This window comes from Desulfovibrio simplex (assembly GCF_055387835.1).
The window spans coordinates 2,548,779-2,564,196 of the sequence record NZ_AP042377.1; the positions used below are offsets into that span (position 1 = coordinate 2,548,779).

Annotated in this window: 8 protein-coding genes and 1 pseudogene; 4 read left to right on the forward strand and 5 right to left on the reverse strand. The window is 56.4% G+C overall.

All coding sequences use genetic code 11. The features are described from left to right. Window positions 1-77 precede the first annotated feature (77 nt). From ACZ5DH_RS10625 to ACZ5DH_RS10635, 3 genes and pseudogenes are all read left to right on the forward strand, one after another. On the forward strand, window positions 78-653 hold the full coding sequence (locus tag ACZ5DH_RS10625) for a hypothetical protein (protein ID WP_464254258.1): 576 nt from the start codon (window positions 78-80) through the stop codon (window positions 651-653). 537 nt (window positions 654-1,190) lie between these two features. Then, a pseudogene (locus tag ACZ5DH_RS10630) lies at window positions 1,191-1,778 on the forward strand (IS630 family transposase); the annotation flags it as partial. Between the two features lie 24 nt (window positions 1,779-1,802). Continuing rightward, window positions 1,803-2,207: a hypothetical protein gene (locus ACZ5DH_RS10635; protein WP_464254259.1), complete on the forward strand. Its 405-nt coding sequence runs from the start codon at window positions 1,803-1,805 to the stop codon at window positions 2,205-2,207. 703 nt (window positions 2,208-2,910) lie between these two features. On the opposite strand, the gene ldhH is transcribed toward ACZ5DH_RS10635, so the two are convergent. The 5 genes from ldhH to ACZ5DH_RS10660 all read right to left on the reverse strand — a co-directional run bounded on the left by ldhH (window position 2,911) and on the right by ACZ5DH_RS10660 (window position 10,163). Continuing rightward, window positions 2,911-5,061, reverse strand: a complete 2,151-nt coding sequence (gene ldhH, locus ACZ5DH_RS10640) for an L-lactate dehydrogenase (quinone) large subunit LdhH (protein WP_464254260.1) — start codon at window positions 5,059-5,061, stop codon at window positions 2,911-2,913. A 3-nt stretch (window positions 5,062-5,064) separates the two neighbouring features. Next, entirely contained in the window at window positions 5,065-5,697 is a 633-nt protein-coding gene (locus ACZ5DH_RS10645) for an LUD domain-containing protein (protein ID WP_464254261.1), read from the reverse strand. Between the two features lie 88 nt (window positions 5,698-5,785). Then, the gene (locus ACZ5DH_RS10650; protein WP_464254262.1) at window positions 5,786-7,081 is read right to left on the reverse strand and encodes a (Fe-S)-binding protein; all 1,296 of its coding nucleotides are present in this window, start codon (window positions 7,079-7,081) and stop codon (window positions 5,786-5,788) included. 9 nt (window positions 7,082-7,090) lie between these two features. Then, window positions 7,091-8,476, reverse strand: a complete 1,386-nt coding sequence (locus ACZ5DH_RS10655) for an FAD-binding oxidoreductase (protein ID WP_464254263.1) — start codon at window positions 8,474-8,476, stop codon at window positions 7,091-7,093. 1,237 nt (window positions 8,477-9,713) lie between these two features. Next, the gene (locus ACZ5DH_RS10660) at window positions 9,714-10,163 is read right to left on the reverse strand and encodes a helix-turn-helix domain-containing protein (protein WP_464254264.1); all 450 of its coding nucleotides are present in this window, start codon (window positions 10,161-10,163) and stop codon (window positions 9,714-9,716) included. Between the two features lie 343 nt (window positions 10,164-10,506). Between ACZ5DH_RS10660 and ACZ5DH_RS10665 the strand changes: the two genes are divergently transcribed. After that, on the forward strand, window positions 10,507-15,345 hold the full coding sequence (locus tag ACZ5DH_RS10665) for an autotransporter domain-containing protein (protein WP_464254265.1): 4,839 nt from the start codon (window positions 10,507-10,509) through the stop codon (window positions 15,343-15,345). Window positions 15,346-15,418 lie beyond the last annotated feature (73 nt).

Genomic DNA, 15,418 nt, shown 5'->3' on the forward strand with positions numbered 1-15,418 from the left:
CGCGAAAATATTCGCCAAGGTATCTGCTACCCGTGCGTAACAATGCATCCTTGCTGAGAAATGGAAGTACAGATGCCATGAAGATACGGCTTTTTTGCATTCTGTGCCTTATATTTGCCGTAAGCGTCGGGTTCGACGCTCTGGCCGCGCAATCTTCGGGCACACAAAAAAACATTCAACCAGAGGAGCCCTGGGTTATCATGCCCGCCGGAGGAAGACCGGCCTTTATGGGTATTCATGGCGGCACAATGCCTGTCAGTCTGCTGGTTTACGGCGATGGGACCTCACTGGTGACCTTTGTGGGGCGGACTGGCAACGATTTTCTTGATGTGCTTCGGCGCACGGATCTGCCCGTGCCGAGCCTGCTCAACGCCACCGCACATAATGGAACCAGTGAAATCATACTGCCTGCGGGCAAATCTGGCATACTGACGGCGGGAAACACCAACAGCACCATGCCCGTCTTTAATGTCACCGGAGAAAGACTCTCTCATATGGACATGGCGCCAGGGCAATTGCAGCCCTTTGGCCTGTCCGATAAGCCTCTATCCATTGAAGGCGAGGTCAGCAGACCGGCCCATCTTTCTCCCGCCAAACAGTACAGGCTGTTTTTTCAGCCTCAGTATTTGCAACCCCGCCGCCCCATACGCTGACGGCCAGTTTCGCATTTTATACTGGCCCCTGCTGTACCCTATGTTGTTTCCATTTTTATGTCCGCGTCTTGAGTCTGATTCCTGAACTATAGAATAATTTGTAATTTTATGCGAATTTTGATATATTGATACTCTCAGAATCACTAGCTAGAGCATTTTGTTATTGAAATTATCTATAATATTTTTATACTCCGTGCATGCCAATATCAAATAACGACATAAGACAACGAGCTGTTGAGGCATACAAAACAGGTCTATTTACCCAGCAAGAGTTGGCCAATGCCTATTGTGTGCATTATAAGACCATTCAAAACTGGTTGAAACGGGACGCTCATGGGGAACCCCAAGACCCGAAACCGCGAGGTTGCCGTCCCCGTGTCTTCAGCACGGACGAAGAACTGGAACTCGTCAACCTGATTCGTGAAGAACCATCGATTACACTGGAAAAGATAAGAATCAGGTTCAATAAAACGTGCAATGTTTCTGTCATTCACAGAACACTGCTCAAGCTTGGGATAACTTACAAAAAAAACTCTCCGGGCCTCGGAGCAAGACCGGGAAGATATCAAAGCTGCGCGTGAAGAATGGCAACAGTGGAGTAAGTTTTGCGAAAAAGAGTCTCTTGTGTTTCTTGATGAATCTGCTGCAAAGACCAACATGTGCCCGCTACGTGGACGCTCTTTGCGAGGTGATCGGTGTCATGGCAGCGCATCAGGCTCATGGCAAACGGTAACAATGCTTTCGTCAGTCAGGCTTTCAGGGAATACAGAATGTCTTGTTTTTGATGGTGCGGTGGATAAAAAAATATTTGCATCCTATATGGAGGAAGTATTACTTCCAGAGTTAAATGCCAACGATATTGTAATAATGGATAATCTTTCTGCTCATAAGAACAGCTTTGATATGAGCAAGTTTTCTTCTCGCAATATTACAATAAAATATTTACCCGCATATAGCCCGGATTTGAACCCCATTGAAAAGATGTGGAGCAAAATAAAGACAAAATTACGAGAACGTCAGGCAACAGATAGTGATACCCTTTTTTTCGCAATCAAAGATGCTTTTACCACAATCACCCCCTCAGATGCGAAGGGATGGTTTGAAAGTTGTGGATATTCTCATTAGCAAAATGCTCTAGAGGAGCTGATTATGTCCCTTTCCAATTACCACGAGGCAATGGAAAGACTATATAGAGTCTGCACAGAGCAGGCATCGCACCGCCCGACCGACAGGCTTTTTTCACAAGGGCTGAAATATCTGCAGGAAAACTGCCCGTCATTTGATGCCTGTGTTGGTGAAGACAACCCGTTTTACAAGGAGTTTGTCCTCCATCTCCAGGCAGGCGTCAGCATGGATGAAGATCACCTCAGTCTCTTTGAATGCCTGGCCATTTTTTTCCGTATCCGTCAGATGATCCAGAAGGAACGCGAGCTCAGCGATACGGAAAGCAAGGTCCTGCACTACTTTGAGACTTGTGGAGAATGGCAGCCTCAGGATTCCACCATTGTCAGCCACTGGTACTGGTGGCGCATTCCCTCACTGGCAATGCACTAACAAATCCCTGCGCTGAAATGCATGCTCTTTGCGGCGGTCTGCCAAGCGACCAGCCGTCTGCAACACGCTATCCGACATCCTGAACGATTGGCGCCGCGGAAAGGCACGCCCGCCTGTCAGCGCGGATTATTATCTGCATTCATGCATTGCCTCTCGTTCCACACGCCACCCGGCCTGTGTGGCATACTTTCGCGCGCTTTTTCGTAACACCCGCACAGCTCTCTCTCCCCTACCCTCCCACACCAACCCCGCGCAGAACAATTTCGTCTTGAAATTGCCCTGACACCCTGATTGCCCTGGCGCCCTGTATCCCTGCGCTCGCCTTAGAGCCGCGAGCGGATAGGGCCGTGCGGCCGCGCCACGGAGCAACGTCGTCAACTTCGGAGAGTATATGTCGGCAAAGGCACGCGGCTCTGGCTGAGGCAGCGGAGGGCAGGGCCTTTTTTTGCTCCCGCCTTCGTGTCCCGGCAGATCAGAACACACTCTATAATACACTATACTACAATGAAAATTTTAGGGGGTGGGGGCGTGGGGGAGGAGACCCTTTTTTAAAAGGGTCCCTCCCCCACAAGGCATTGCCAAATTTAACTGTTCTAGAGCAGATTAACTTTGAAATGCTACACATTTCAAAGTTAATCTGCTCTAGAACAAGAAGCGCCGCTTTTTCAAGCGGCGCTTCTTTACTATTTTTTACAGATATGGGCTATTTTTTCAGGTTGTCGGCCAGCAGTTCAGAGATGTGATCGACCTTGATCTTCAGTCCCTGCTTTTCAGCGCCGCCGCGCAGCTGCATGACGCAGCCGGGGCAGTCCACCACCAGGCGATCCGCCCCGGTGGCCTTCATGTTGGTGACTTTCTTTTCCAGAAGCTGTGCCGAGATTTCGGGGAACTTCACAGAATAGCTGCCGCCAAACCCGCAGCAGACCTCTTCTTCTTCGCAGGGCACATATTCAGCCGCATCGGCAATAAGCGCACGCGGGGCTTCCTTCACGTTCAGGCCACGGCAAAGGTGGCAGGAAGCGTGATAGGTGACCTTCTGCCCGGACTTGTGGAAATCTTCGGGCTTGAGCTTCAGCACGTCATGCACGAAGGAGCTGAAGTCAATGACCTTGGCCGCGAAGGCCTGGCCTTCCACCAGCGCGTAGTCCTTGTCGAGAATCTGCGGATAGTGGTGCTTCAGATGCCCGGCGCAGCTCGCGCACAGCGTGATGATGTAGTCGTAGTTGCCGCCACGGAACGCGGCAAGGTTCTGCTTGGCCACGTCAATGGATGTTTTGCGCTGCCCCATCATTTCCAGGGGCAGACCGCAGCAGGACTGCTCCATGGGAAAGTCCACGGCCACATTCTTGGCGGCCAGGACCTTCACGCAGGCTTCGAGCTGCTCGGGATAGATGAAGTCCTGGGCGCAGCCGCTGAAGATGGCCACGCGCATGACGGGGTTCTGCACCTTGGGCGCGATTTCGGGCCAGCGGTCGCGGAAGGACTTGTTGGCAATGGCGGGCAGGGCCTTGAAGTTGTGTTTGCCCATAAACACGGCGGGCAGATGCCGCTGGAACTGCGCGCCGCGCGTGAAGGGCTTCTGGGCGAAGCTGGCGAACTTGAGCAGCTTGTGGAAGAGCTTGCGGTTCTTCATGACGGCCGACAGCAGATTGGCCTCAATGGGAGCGCCCTGCTCCTCGTTGAGACGGGCGCGGATTTCGCGGATGAGGCGGGGCAGCTCGATGCCGCCGGCGCACACGTTGGCGCAGGATTCGCAGCCCATGCAGTTCTGGCTCAGGATGCGGGCACGCTCCTTGCCGTGGAAGAAGTAGGTGAGGATAAGGCCGATGGCGCCAATGTAGATGTACCCCATCTTGTGGCCGCCCACGAGGCGGTACACGGGGCAGACGTTGGCGCAGGCGCCGCAGCGCACACAGCGGAAGATCTGCTTGAACAGCGGATCCTTGGCGATCTCTGTGCGGCCGTTGTCCAGAAAGACCACATGCATGATCTTTTTGTTGTCGGCATTGGCGGCACAGGGGCCCGCGCCGCACATCCAGGTGACGTACGAGGTGAGGCGCTGGGCAGTGGCGTTGCGGGGCAGCACCAGCAGGGCCGTAAGGGCGTCGTCCAGCTTGGCGACGAGCTTGTCGAGACCGGCTATGGCCACATGCACGCGCGGCAGGGTGGTGACCATGCGGGCGTTGCCTTCGTTGGTCACGGTGGAAATGGCGCCGTTTTCAGCCACGGCGAAGTTGCACCCGCTGATGCCCATATCGGCGGCAACAAACTTGCGGCGCAACTGCACGCGGGCCACCTTGACCAGGTGCTGCACGTCCGAATCCTGTTTCGTGCCAGTGGCCTTGGTGAAGTCGTCGGCCACCTGATAGCGCGAAAGGTGGATGGCCGGCATGACCATGTGCGAAGGGCCTTCGTGCCGCAGCTGGATGATCCATTCGCCAAGGTCGGTTTCGTCCACGATGAGGCCCTGGGCCTCAAGCGCGGGGTTCAGCTCGATTTCTTCAGCCGTCATGGACTTGGACTTCACCACGCGCTTGACGCTGTTTTCTCTGGCGATGCGCGAGATGATCTCGTTGGCTTCGGCGGCGTTGGCGGCACGGTGCACGTGCACGCCGCGCTTTTCGGCTTCGGCCTTGAACTGGCTGTACAGTTCTTCCATATGCTGACAGGCGTAATCCTTGGCGTCAGCCACCTTGGCTATGAGGCCGCGCTCGTCCACTTCCTTGAACACGGCTTCGCGGTTGGCGCGGTAGGCCACGGCGAAGGTGTCCAGGGTGCGGCGCAGAAATTCGTCGTTAAGGGCTTCATCCAGCTCCTTGTGGTAGCCGGAACTGCTTTTAAGGGCGTCATGCATGGGTTAGTCCTCCAGAAGAATGATGTGGAGTTCCAGCGGGCCATGTACGCCCACGGCTGCCACACGTTCGATGTCAGCCGTACGGCTGGGCCCCGTCACCAGGGTGGTGTAGGTAGCAGGCGCTGCACTCATGCGCTCGCGCAGAATCTGCGCAATGGACGGCAGATCGGGATATATGTCGGACTTGTGCAGAAGTATCATGGATACTTCGGAAATCATGCCCGTCAGGCGCACGTCTTCGTTGTCGGTGTTCAGCAGGCAGGTGGCGCTGGCGGCCACGCCCACGATGCCCGTGGACAGGCCCACATCGATGCCCGCAAGATAGTTGCGCAATCCTTCGCGGATGCAGAGAAAGCCTTTTTCCTCACAGGCGGCAGCCAGGACGGCGAAGTCCGCTTCATTGAGTTCAGGAGCGGCGACCACACGCTGCAGGCGGGTGGGAACATTGTTGGGGCTCAGAGGGCCCTGGGCTGTGCCGGGCTCGTCAGCCAGGATTTCAGCGGGAGCCTTGCTGGCGCAAACGTCCACAACATATTGCAGGGCTGCGGCCATGGTGGGCACTTCCTGCACCACCGCGCTGACCGCCGCGGCCTTGGCGGCGAAAGCTTCGACCAGTTCCTGGTTTACAGGGGGCATATGATACTCCTTATTGGTCATCTTCGGTTACGCGGGCTTACCGCGTCACCCCGGCGGGGAAGAAACCTCCCCCGCCGGAGCGGCCGTTTTATTTCAGGCTTTCAGCGTATATTTCCACAGTGTGCATGACGCGCACGCGGTCCTTGTTATGCGAAAGCACGTCCTCAAGCTGCATCATGCAGGCAGGACAGCCGGCGGCCACCACTTCAGCCCTGGAAGCCACCACATTATCACGCTTGCGCTGTCCGATCTTGCGTGAATAGTCATAGTGGAAAAGGTTGAACGAGCCGCCGCAGCCGCAGCAACGGTCCGGCTCCGCCATTTCCACAACCTTGTACGCGGGGTTGGCGGCCATGACGGCACGCGGCTGGCTGACCACGCCCAAAGATTTTTTGAGATGGCAGGAATCGTGGTAGGTCACCGGGGTCGCGTTGCCGGCCGGGGCTTCGGCGGGCTGCACCTTGAGCACTTCCACGAGAAAGGCGTTGATGTCCATAGCCTTGGCGGCCAACTGGTCAACCTTGCGCTTTTCCGCCGCGCCGATGCGGTCCGCGTAACGGGGCCAGAGCTCCTTGACGGTGGAGGTGCAGGAACCGCAGGGGCTCAGTATGTAGTCAAAGTCCGCGCCGTCAAGGGCCTTGAGGTTGACCTTCATCTGCTTGACCATGCCGTCGGCATCGCCCGAAGACAGGGCGGGAATGCCACAGCAGGTCAGCCCCTTGGGCATGAAGACAGCGACATTGTGATGGCGAAGCACCTTGAGGCAGGCTTCGGCCATGTCCACATACATCTTGTCGCCCATGCAGCCGGGGTAAAAGGCCACCTTGATGCCGCCGGGCCGGCGGCGCTCGTCAAGCGCGCCATGGCGGACGTGCAGGGGCGTTTTGGCCAGGGGACGCATATGGCGGTCGCCCAGCATGAAGTTGAGCATGGGAGCGCATACCGTGCCCTGGGGAGCGCCCGTGCTGCGGAACATGAGGCCCTGCATGGGAGCGCCCATGCGCATGGCCAGGTTGAACAGTCCGGGCTGCGGCAGCAGCGCGCGGAAGATCATTTTTTTGACCGGATGCAGGCCAATATAGGCGTTGACAAGTTCCCGCGCTTCCATAAAGACGTCCATAATCTGGACGCCGGGAGGACAGGAGGCCTGGCAGGAACCGCACAAAAGGCAGCGGCCCAGCTTGTCGGCAACAGCTTCCGGATCCTGGATCATTTCGTGGGCAAGATTGTCGATAAGGGCCAGCTTGCCGCGGGCCACGTCGGCCTCCATGCCGGACGCGCCGTACATGGGACACACGGCCTGGCACATGCCGCACTTCATACAGGCTGTAATCCTGTCATCCAGCGCCATGAGGCGCTGGGACAGTTCGTGCAGATTGCTCATGTAAGGCTCCTAGATTCCCACCAGCTTGGTGGCGTTGAACAGGCCCTTGGGGTCAAGGGCACGACGCAGCCGCTGCGAGAACAAAATGGTGCCGCGCGAGGTTTCTTTTTCCATCCATTTGGACTTGGCCGTGCCGATGCCGTGCTCGCCGGAAAGGGTGCCGTGCAGCTTGAGGGCCACGTCGAACATCTCGTCAATGGCTTCTTCCACGCGGTGGAATTCTTCCTTGTCGCGCTTGTCGCACAGGAAGGTGGGGTGCAGGTTGCCGTCACCGGCGTGACCGAAGGTTCCCACCTCAAGCTTGTACTTGGCGGCAATTTCGTTAACGGCCTTCATCATGGCGGGGATCTGCGAACGCGGCACGGTGGCGTCTTCAAGCACGGTGGTGGGACGGCAGCGGGCCAGCACGGGCAAAGCCATGCGGCGGGCTTCCCACAGTTTGAACTTTTCTTCGGCGTCCTTGGGCACATGCACGGCGCGGGCGCGATTGGCCTTGAGCACGCGCTCCACGGCTTCGGCGTCGTCCGCCACCTGGGCGGGGTGACCGTCCACTTCAATCAGCAGAATGGCGCCGGCCTCACGCGGCAGACCGGCCTTGGTGAAGTCGTCCACGCGCACGATGGTGTTGTTGTCCAGAAGTTCGAGCGTACAGGGAACCACATGGGCGGCAATGATGCCCGCCACGGCTTCGGCGGCGTCCTGCACTTCGTCGAACACGGCCATGAGGGCCTTGGAGGCCTTGGGCGGGGGCACAAGCTTGAGGATGGCCTGGGAAATGATGCCCAGCGTGCCTTCCGACTGCACCATCATACCGCCGAGATTGTAGCCGGTGACGCACTTGACCGTGCGGGAGCCGGATTTGACGATCTCGCCGGTGGCATCAAAAAACTCGACGCCCATGAGGTAGTCCTTGGTCACGCCGTACTTGAGACCGCGCAGGCCGCCAGCGTTTTCAGCGATATTGCCGCCAATGGTGGACACGGCCTGGGAACCCGGATCCGGGGGGTAAAAAAGATTTTTCCTGGCCACTTCGGCGGCGAACTGGGCGGTGATGACGCCCGGCTCAACCACCGCGTAAAGGTCGTCGGAGTTGATTTCAATGATGCGGTTGAGACCATTGGTCAGGATGACAACCGAGTCGGTACTGTCAGGGATGGTGCCGCCTGACAGATTGGTGCCCGCGCCGCGAACGGTCATGGGTATGCCATTATCGTACAGCTTCTTCACACAGACGCCCAACTGTTCAGTGGAGGTCGGGCGCAGCACCAGTGAAGGCACAACCGGAGCGAGCACCGCCGAATCATACGAATAGCTCTGCCGGTCAGCTTCGGAGCTGAACACGTTTTCTTTGCCAATGAGGTCTTCAAAATCCCTGATCAACGCCTGACTTGCCATGAGGCCTCCTTGAACGTCTGTATGGCGGAGGTGCGACCCGCACGCCCCACTAGCCAGTCCGGGACACACCGGACACTGTGCGATTGGTTGCCCAATCGGTTAGCTTTTCTACGAGAATAAAACCGTATATCTGTGATTGCCAGCCTTGCATAGGGGATGCGCCAAAAAACTTTGGTATCACTAGCAGAACTGTGCGCAAAAATGCCGTTGGAAAAGCCGCGTTGACGAAGGAAATGTCGGACAATTGACTGTAATCAGGAAGTTTTTCAAAATTACAAAAATGTAGTTCAGCCGGCACAAAAACGTATTTTTTTCTGCTGTCCTGCCGCTATTTTTGGTTGAAGTTTTCTCTTACCAAATAAGATCGGGAACGGCCCCGTCAATATTGTCGGGCAATGGCACATTGCACATCCGTCCGACAGAGTTCATGATGCTTTTTGGGCAGTTAGCTTTGAAAAAGGGAACATGCTCTAAAGCCGCACAAGAGTGCAGAGCGCCGCAACATGGCGTGTATTCAGCCGAAAATACGATTTTCGGCTGAATGGCAAATTGAAACGTAAAGCATTTCAAAGTTACTCTGCTCCAGAGCTCTTTCACGGTAAAAAGCTCTGACTGGCGGCGAGCAAGAGCCCGCCACAAAGGCGATGGGGCTCCGCGTTGTTACCCGCCATAACGGGCGAAGCATACTTGTTGAGGATATACATTTTCCGCGTTAATCCGCGCGAGTCGCTCACAGTAGAATGGGTGATTCAATCTACCTTTGCGGGTTTATTTTTGCAAAGTTTTTACAGCACCCATTCCGGCACTTGCGCATGGCTGTCGAAGGCCGCCCGGGCAGCAGCCAAGGCATTTGCACAATGAAGCCCGCCGCACCCCAGAGCAGAAAGACCGCCCACGGGCGGCCTCAAAGTATACACTATGCCAGTTCAAAGGCATACGACAATCCAACTGCATCGAAAGCCGCTCCGCCGGGGCGGTTCCGCTCTCTTCCCAGGGTCACTCGTTGCCCACGGGTTCAAACCTGCGCATGCAGCTCGCATGGCGGCGCAAAAAGCAAAAAATTACACCCTCACGGCAGCGGGCCTTCCGCAGAGCAAACGCCGCTCGTGCATGATCAAGAATATGACCGACAGCAGGATGCCTCAATGCCAGGCACGCTTTTTCCAAAAAACTGAAAAATCATCCCATCAAACTGACCATACAACCCAAACACAGGCAAACCCAAACCGTGCACTGGTTAACCCCTGGTTTTCAGACGGGCCAACTTGGCGTTGAGAATGCTGTTTTCTTTCCAGAGATGCCTGTTTTCCTCACTCAACTCCCTGCGTTCATCTTCGAGGCGTTCAAGCCGCTCCTCAAGCCGACGACAGCGCGCGCATTCGTGCTGGGTTGTTTTTCCGTCCGCAACGAGCGCAATTCCACCCTGCACGGCTGAAGCACGTGCGCCAACCCCAAGCATGCGTGGTAAGCCCAACATGCCATCAGCCAGTGAATTTTCCAGTGATGCAGACTCGTCGACAGACATTCTGGGCAGCCCCTCGCCCTGAAGAAGCCATTCGGCAGACACGCCAGTCTCCTGACAGATCTTCAACACAATATCGCTGTTAGGTAGGTTTTCGTCACGTTCATACCCCCCAAGCGATCCTTTGCTGACTCCAAGTTTTGCTGCAAAAACTTCCTGCGACAATGCCCCTCGCACAAACCGTATGCGAGATCCAAGCGTTTTCATAGGTGATTCTTTCCCAATGCCCAATAAACACCGCACCCTCCAATAAGATCAAAATATCATTCACAATCTGGAAAAAACAGATTGATTTTATTTTTCAGTCGATATTATGGTTGAAATGACTGAAATTTTGATCTAATAATGCAGTTGGGCGGTTAAGGTTCACGTTTTAGCAAACCAACCATACCCGCCTAACACGGGGAAAGCAATATTTCAGCTACACCCTTTCCGATTGCTTTCCCCATCCACGCAGAGGACAGGCCATTATAACGGCCTTACTGGTTACCTTTTAAGGAGGAAGCTCATGATTTTGTCCAAGAATGCGGTTGGGAACCTGATCAACAGGTATAAGGCGGTATTGGGGAAATGCCGGCTGATCAACACCTTCGGCTCGCTGGCCCTGGCGGCGGCCCTTGCTCTGGGCAGCGCCGGGCTGGCTGTGGCGGCGACGGAGTGGGGTCCGGATAAAGATGTAGTTATCACGTCTGAAGAGTCCGTCAGCGGTCTCCAGCAGGCAAGCAGCCTGACAGTTGACAATCTGGGCATTCTGAAAAACGGCGATGCGAGCACGGGGCATATATATGTCAACGGCGCTACAACACTGAAGAACGGCGGCAATATCACCCTGAATGGCCCCTACGGCATTATGGGGGCAGAAGATGCCACTGCCGAGGCGAGCGACACGTTCACCGGCTCACTCGAAATGACAGGTGGGGCGCTTAATATCAATGGCAGCCAGCTTCAGGTTCAAACCGCCGTCATAAGTGGCGGCACTGTCAACATTGCTGGCAAGATCAATGAGACGACCGACTGGAAAGACGGCGCCATGTTGAATGCCGGCGAAAGCAATGGCTCCTTCACCATCAGCGGCGGAACCGTCAATGTAGGCGATTATGGCCAGTTGTTGGGCAGCAAGATGACAATCAGCGGTGGGACCGTGAACCTGAACGGCAGTGGAGATGACACTGCTCCCGCAAATGCCATTTTGCGCGCTTATGGCACTGATCCGCTCACCCTTCAGGGTGGCAGCATCAATGTGGCTGAAGGCAAGAGGGGCGTGCTGGCTGCCAATACGACAAACATTGAGAGTGGCAGCCTGGATATCAACGGCCACCTCGTAGTCAGCGGCAACCTTGATAGAAGTAAAGCAAACATCAATGACGCATGGACAGCAGGCACCATTAACCTCACTGGCGGCAGCATCAACATCGGCGAGAACGGCCACATGATACTGTCCAACACTGCTAGTGATGGTATGAAAATTAATGTCACAACAGGCCAGTTGGACAGTAAAGGCAAAATAAGCATTTCTGAAAGATCATCGCTGAATTATAAGGAAGGCACACATTCCTTGGGCGGCAATGTGCGGATCGGCGGCAATCTTAATGTGACCGACGCCCATCTGAATTTGACCGAAGCCACGCTTGAAGAATTCAGCGGCACTGCCGGAACTATTGCCGTCCTGCGCGATGCGAATACTACGGACAACGACATGGCCCGCGTGGACATGACCGACGCCAAGCTTGCTGACTGGCTTGAACTTGGCGGCGCTGTAACTGTCGAGGGCAACTCGACACTGAAAGCCCGCCTGCACCTTGGTACAGAAGCGGAGATTGCTGCCGATAGTATCACAGGCGGCACCTCATCAGTGCCCGGTAAGGTCGCCCTTCTTGGCAATGGCAGCATTCAGGCGCAAAACATGACGCTGACCGGCAATGCGCTCGACATTGGCGACGCCGAAACCACGCACAACCGCATCAAGGTCAACAGCCTCACCCTTGATCCGGGGACTGCTGATACGGACTTTACGCTTACTTCCGGCAAGCTGTACCTCAAGGGCGAGGCAGGTTCCACGCTTAACCTCGGGGGAACCGGTGCGCTGGTAATTACGGACAACCAAGGCAAATTGGAACTTGGCGAAGATGCAAACCCCGGCGGCAACATCAATGCCAACGTCACCAGCGAGGGAACCGTTAAGGTTACTCAGGGCAAGTGGACGCTGGCCGCAGGCAAGACGCTGGATATCGCTGGCGGCAATCTTACTGTTAATGGCACATTGGACGTGACCCCTGGCACGTTGAAAACCGCCACTGGTGCAACTGCTGAGATCAATGGCGGCGGCAAGGTGCTGGCCAACGACACCGCGCTGGATATCGACAGAAGCGCTTGGACGTCAAATAATATTAAAGAGGCGATCACAGTCGAGGGCGGCGGCATACTCAAGGTCGATGGCCTTGGTGCATTGTCCCTTGCCCAGATTAAAGACCTTAAGACCAACTTGATGACAGGCGCGGGTCTGTTTGACGCGGGTGATGCCACTATTACGGATATTGCCACGGGCGACACTGTTGCCTATGACGATGTACATGCCCTTGGCAATACCACCATTAATGCCCTGCGCAATGCCACGGTCACTGATGTTACTGGCGATCTCTCCGGAGCCTATGCCAAGGTCCTGCTTAAGGATACTTTTAGTGGCGATCTTGTTGCTGACAACACCACCCTGCAGTTGACCGGATCCAAGGGCGGCGCTCTTGTGAGTAATGGCAGCGGCGCGGCTGACGTCAGCGTTGATGGAACTGGAACTCTTATGCTTGGCGATGCCGGCAGCAACAACAGCGGCAGCCTGGGCAACGTGAATTTTGGTGCTGACGGCAGCCTTCTGGCCGTGGGCAATGGCAATGGCGACTTTAGCGTGGGTGACATCACTGCTGGCAGTTCCAACAGTGGCAAAGTTAACGTCAGCGGGGCCACTCTCACCGCCGGAGACATCGGTTCCACCAGCGCAGCGATCAACAGTGTTAGCGCTAACAACGGCACTCTTAAAGCAACGGGCGGCATCTATGCTGGCACCGTTACCGCCACCAACGGCAGCATTAGCGCCAAGGGTAATATTGCCCTCACCGGCGCAGCCTCTGTAACCGGCGGCAGCCTTAGCGCCGACAACATCACTGCTACCAGCGTTAGCGCCATTGATGCCGCTGTCACTGCCAAAAAGCTTACGGCTCCCACAGCCGTGACCGTTGCCAACGGCACGCTGACAACTACCGGCACAGGTACTGACGCCAGCAGCGTGGGTGCTCTTACCCTGACCGACAGCAAGGCCAACCTTGGCGACATGACTGTGGCAAGCGCGACCACCGTTACTGGCGGCAACCTTGCAGCCAACAGCCTTACCTTGAGTGCTGACTCCACCTTCTCCAACGGTGCGCAGGTTAATGTGAGCAGCCTGGTTGCTCACGGCAATACCATTGCGGTTGGCTCCGACACTGACACGAAGGGCGGCACAACCCTCACGGTAGGCAGCCTGAACCTTGATGGCGGCAGCCTCTTTATTGACCCGAACTGGGGCCAGGCTTCCAGCAACGTGGCCGTGGGCAGTTTTGCTGACAGCGCAACGGGGACGGATTATTCCATCAACGGCAACGTGGGCGTGGGCATGAACTCTATGGCCGCCATCGGCACCACCGACACGGGCTGGCTGTCCGGGCAGGTAGCCGATGTGACCAACGGCACCGGTCTGACTCTGAACGGCGTGGATTCTGCTCTGGGCATCTACAGCGCTCAGGTGCTGGGTGACGGATTTGGCATTACAGTGGACGGTACACAAACAACCACCAGCGGCTTTACCACCAATCCCAACCAGCTTGATTTCTCCGGCCAATCCCTGCTGGTGGTCAATGCCGCCGCAGCCTCCGACCCTGCCGGAGCCATCAGCAGCGCGAATACTACCACCAGTGCTACTGCTACCATTGCTGATGGCGCAAAGCTGCGCATCACTGACGCCAAGGTGGGCCAGAAGTACACCGTGCTTGGCGACAATATCGCCGCCAACAAGGGCGGAGGCGGCATCACGGTTGCTAACGGCTGGACAGGTTCCAACTTCAGCACCGACTCCCGCATGATCAAGGGTTCGTTTGATGCGGCCAGCGGCGTGCTGACAGCGAGCCTCAACTCCTCAGCCAATATCTACCCCAAGCTTGACGGCGAGCTTGTGACGGTGCTGGACAATGCCTACACCGCCGACGAGGTGGGCCCGGCCCATGTGAATTCCGACGTGAAGGGCGTGCGCTTCCTGTCCCGCGCCACCAACGACAACTTCATCGGCGCCAATTCCGACCTGGCCGCCAAGACCATTGAAAGCGCCGCGCGCATAGCCGTGGCTGGCGCGGTGCCGCAGATGGCCATGGCCGCCAATAACGCTGCGGGCGCCGCCATTACCCAGCGCACCAGCATCGCCCAGCCCGACGGCAACGGCATGCAGTCCGTTTCGCTCAACAAGGCCGATGGCGTGAACAAAAAGGGCGCGGCCCTGTGGATCATGCCCCTGTACCAGGGCCAGAACGCCTGGGGCATGGAAGCCGGAAACTTTGACCTCAAGTGGCACGGCGGCCTGGGCGGCGTGGCCCTTGGCGGCGACTATACCTTTGATAACGCCCTGCGCGCGGGCATAGCCTTCAATATCGGCGGCGGTTACGCCGAGGGTGAGGGCGATCTGGCCAAAACAACCAACAGCTTCAACTTCTGGGGCCTTGGCGCATACGCCGGCTGGGCCGTGGAAAACTTCGGCGTAACCGCCGACGTCAACTACACCAGCACCTACAACAAGGTGAAGCAGGAACTGCCCGGAGCCATGCAGATGCGCGACCTCAAGAGCGACATCACGGCATACGCCCTCAGCTCGGGCCTGCGCGCCGAATACAAGTTCAACACGCAGTATGTGGACATCATCCCCCACCTTGGCGTGCGCTACATGTATGTGAACACCGACTCCTATGATGTGAAGAGCAAAGGCACCGTCATGCACGGGGATGAAACAAGCCAGAACATCTGGACCTTCCCCATCGGCGTGACCTTCAGCAAGCAGGTTGAAACCGGCAACGGCTGGTATGTGAAGCCCAGCCTTGACCTTGGCGTGCTCCCCGCCACCGGCGACATCGACGCCAAGAGCAAGATCCGCTTTACCGGTACAGGAACCAAGGCCGAGCTGGATACCCGCACCATGGACTATATGAGCTACACGGGTGGCCTTGGTCTTGATTTTGGCAACAACAACCTTTCGTTCGGCCTCAACTACAACATTCAGGCATCTGAACACACCACCTCGCATGGCGTGTTCGGCACGGCCCGTTACGAATTCTAGGGAAACGCTGATTTATTCCGTTTGGCGTCGTTGCTTCACTTTTTTTGAAACAGTCGAGGACGGAAGAGTCCAC

Coding starts and splice junctions, on each gene's coding strand:
- ACZ5DH_RS10635 (WP_464254259.1), top strand. CDS start 1,803: ATGTCCCTTTCCAATTACCACGAGGCAATGGAAAGACTATATAGAGTC.
- ACZ5DH_RS10665 (WP_464254265.1), top strand. CDS start 10,507: ATGATTTTGTCCAAGAATGCGGTTGGGAACCTGATCAACAGGTATAAG.
- ldhH (WP_464254260.1), bottom strand. CDS start 5,061: ATGCATGACGCCCTTAAAAGCAGTTCCGGCTACCACAAGGAGCTGGAT.
- ACZ5DH_RS10625 (WP_464254258.1), top strand. CDS start 78: ATGAAGATACGGCTTTTTTGCATTCTGTGCCTTATATTTGCCGTAAGC.
- ACZ5DH_RS10650 (WP_464254262.1), bottom strand. CDS start 7,081: ATGAGCAATCTGCACGAACTGTCCCAGCGCCTCATGGCGCTGGATGAC.
- ACZ5DH_RS10645 (WP_464254261.1), bottom strand. CDS start 5,697: ATGCCCCCTGTAAACCAGGAACTGGTCGAAGCTTTCGCCGCCAAGGCC.
- ACZ5DH_RS10655 (WP_464254263.1), bottom strand. CDS start 8,476: ATGGCAAGTCAGGCGTTGATCAGGGATTTTGAAGACCTCATTGGCAAA.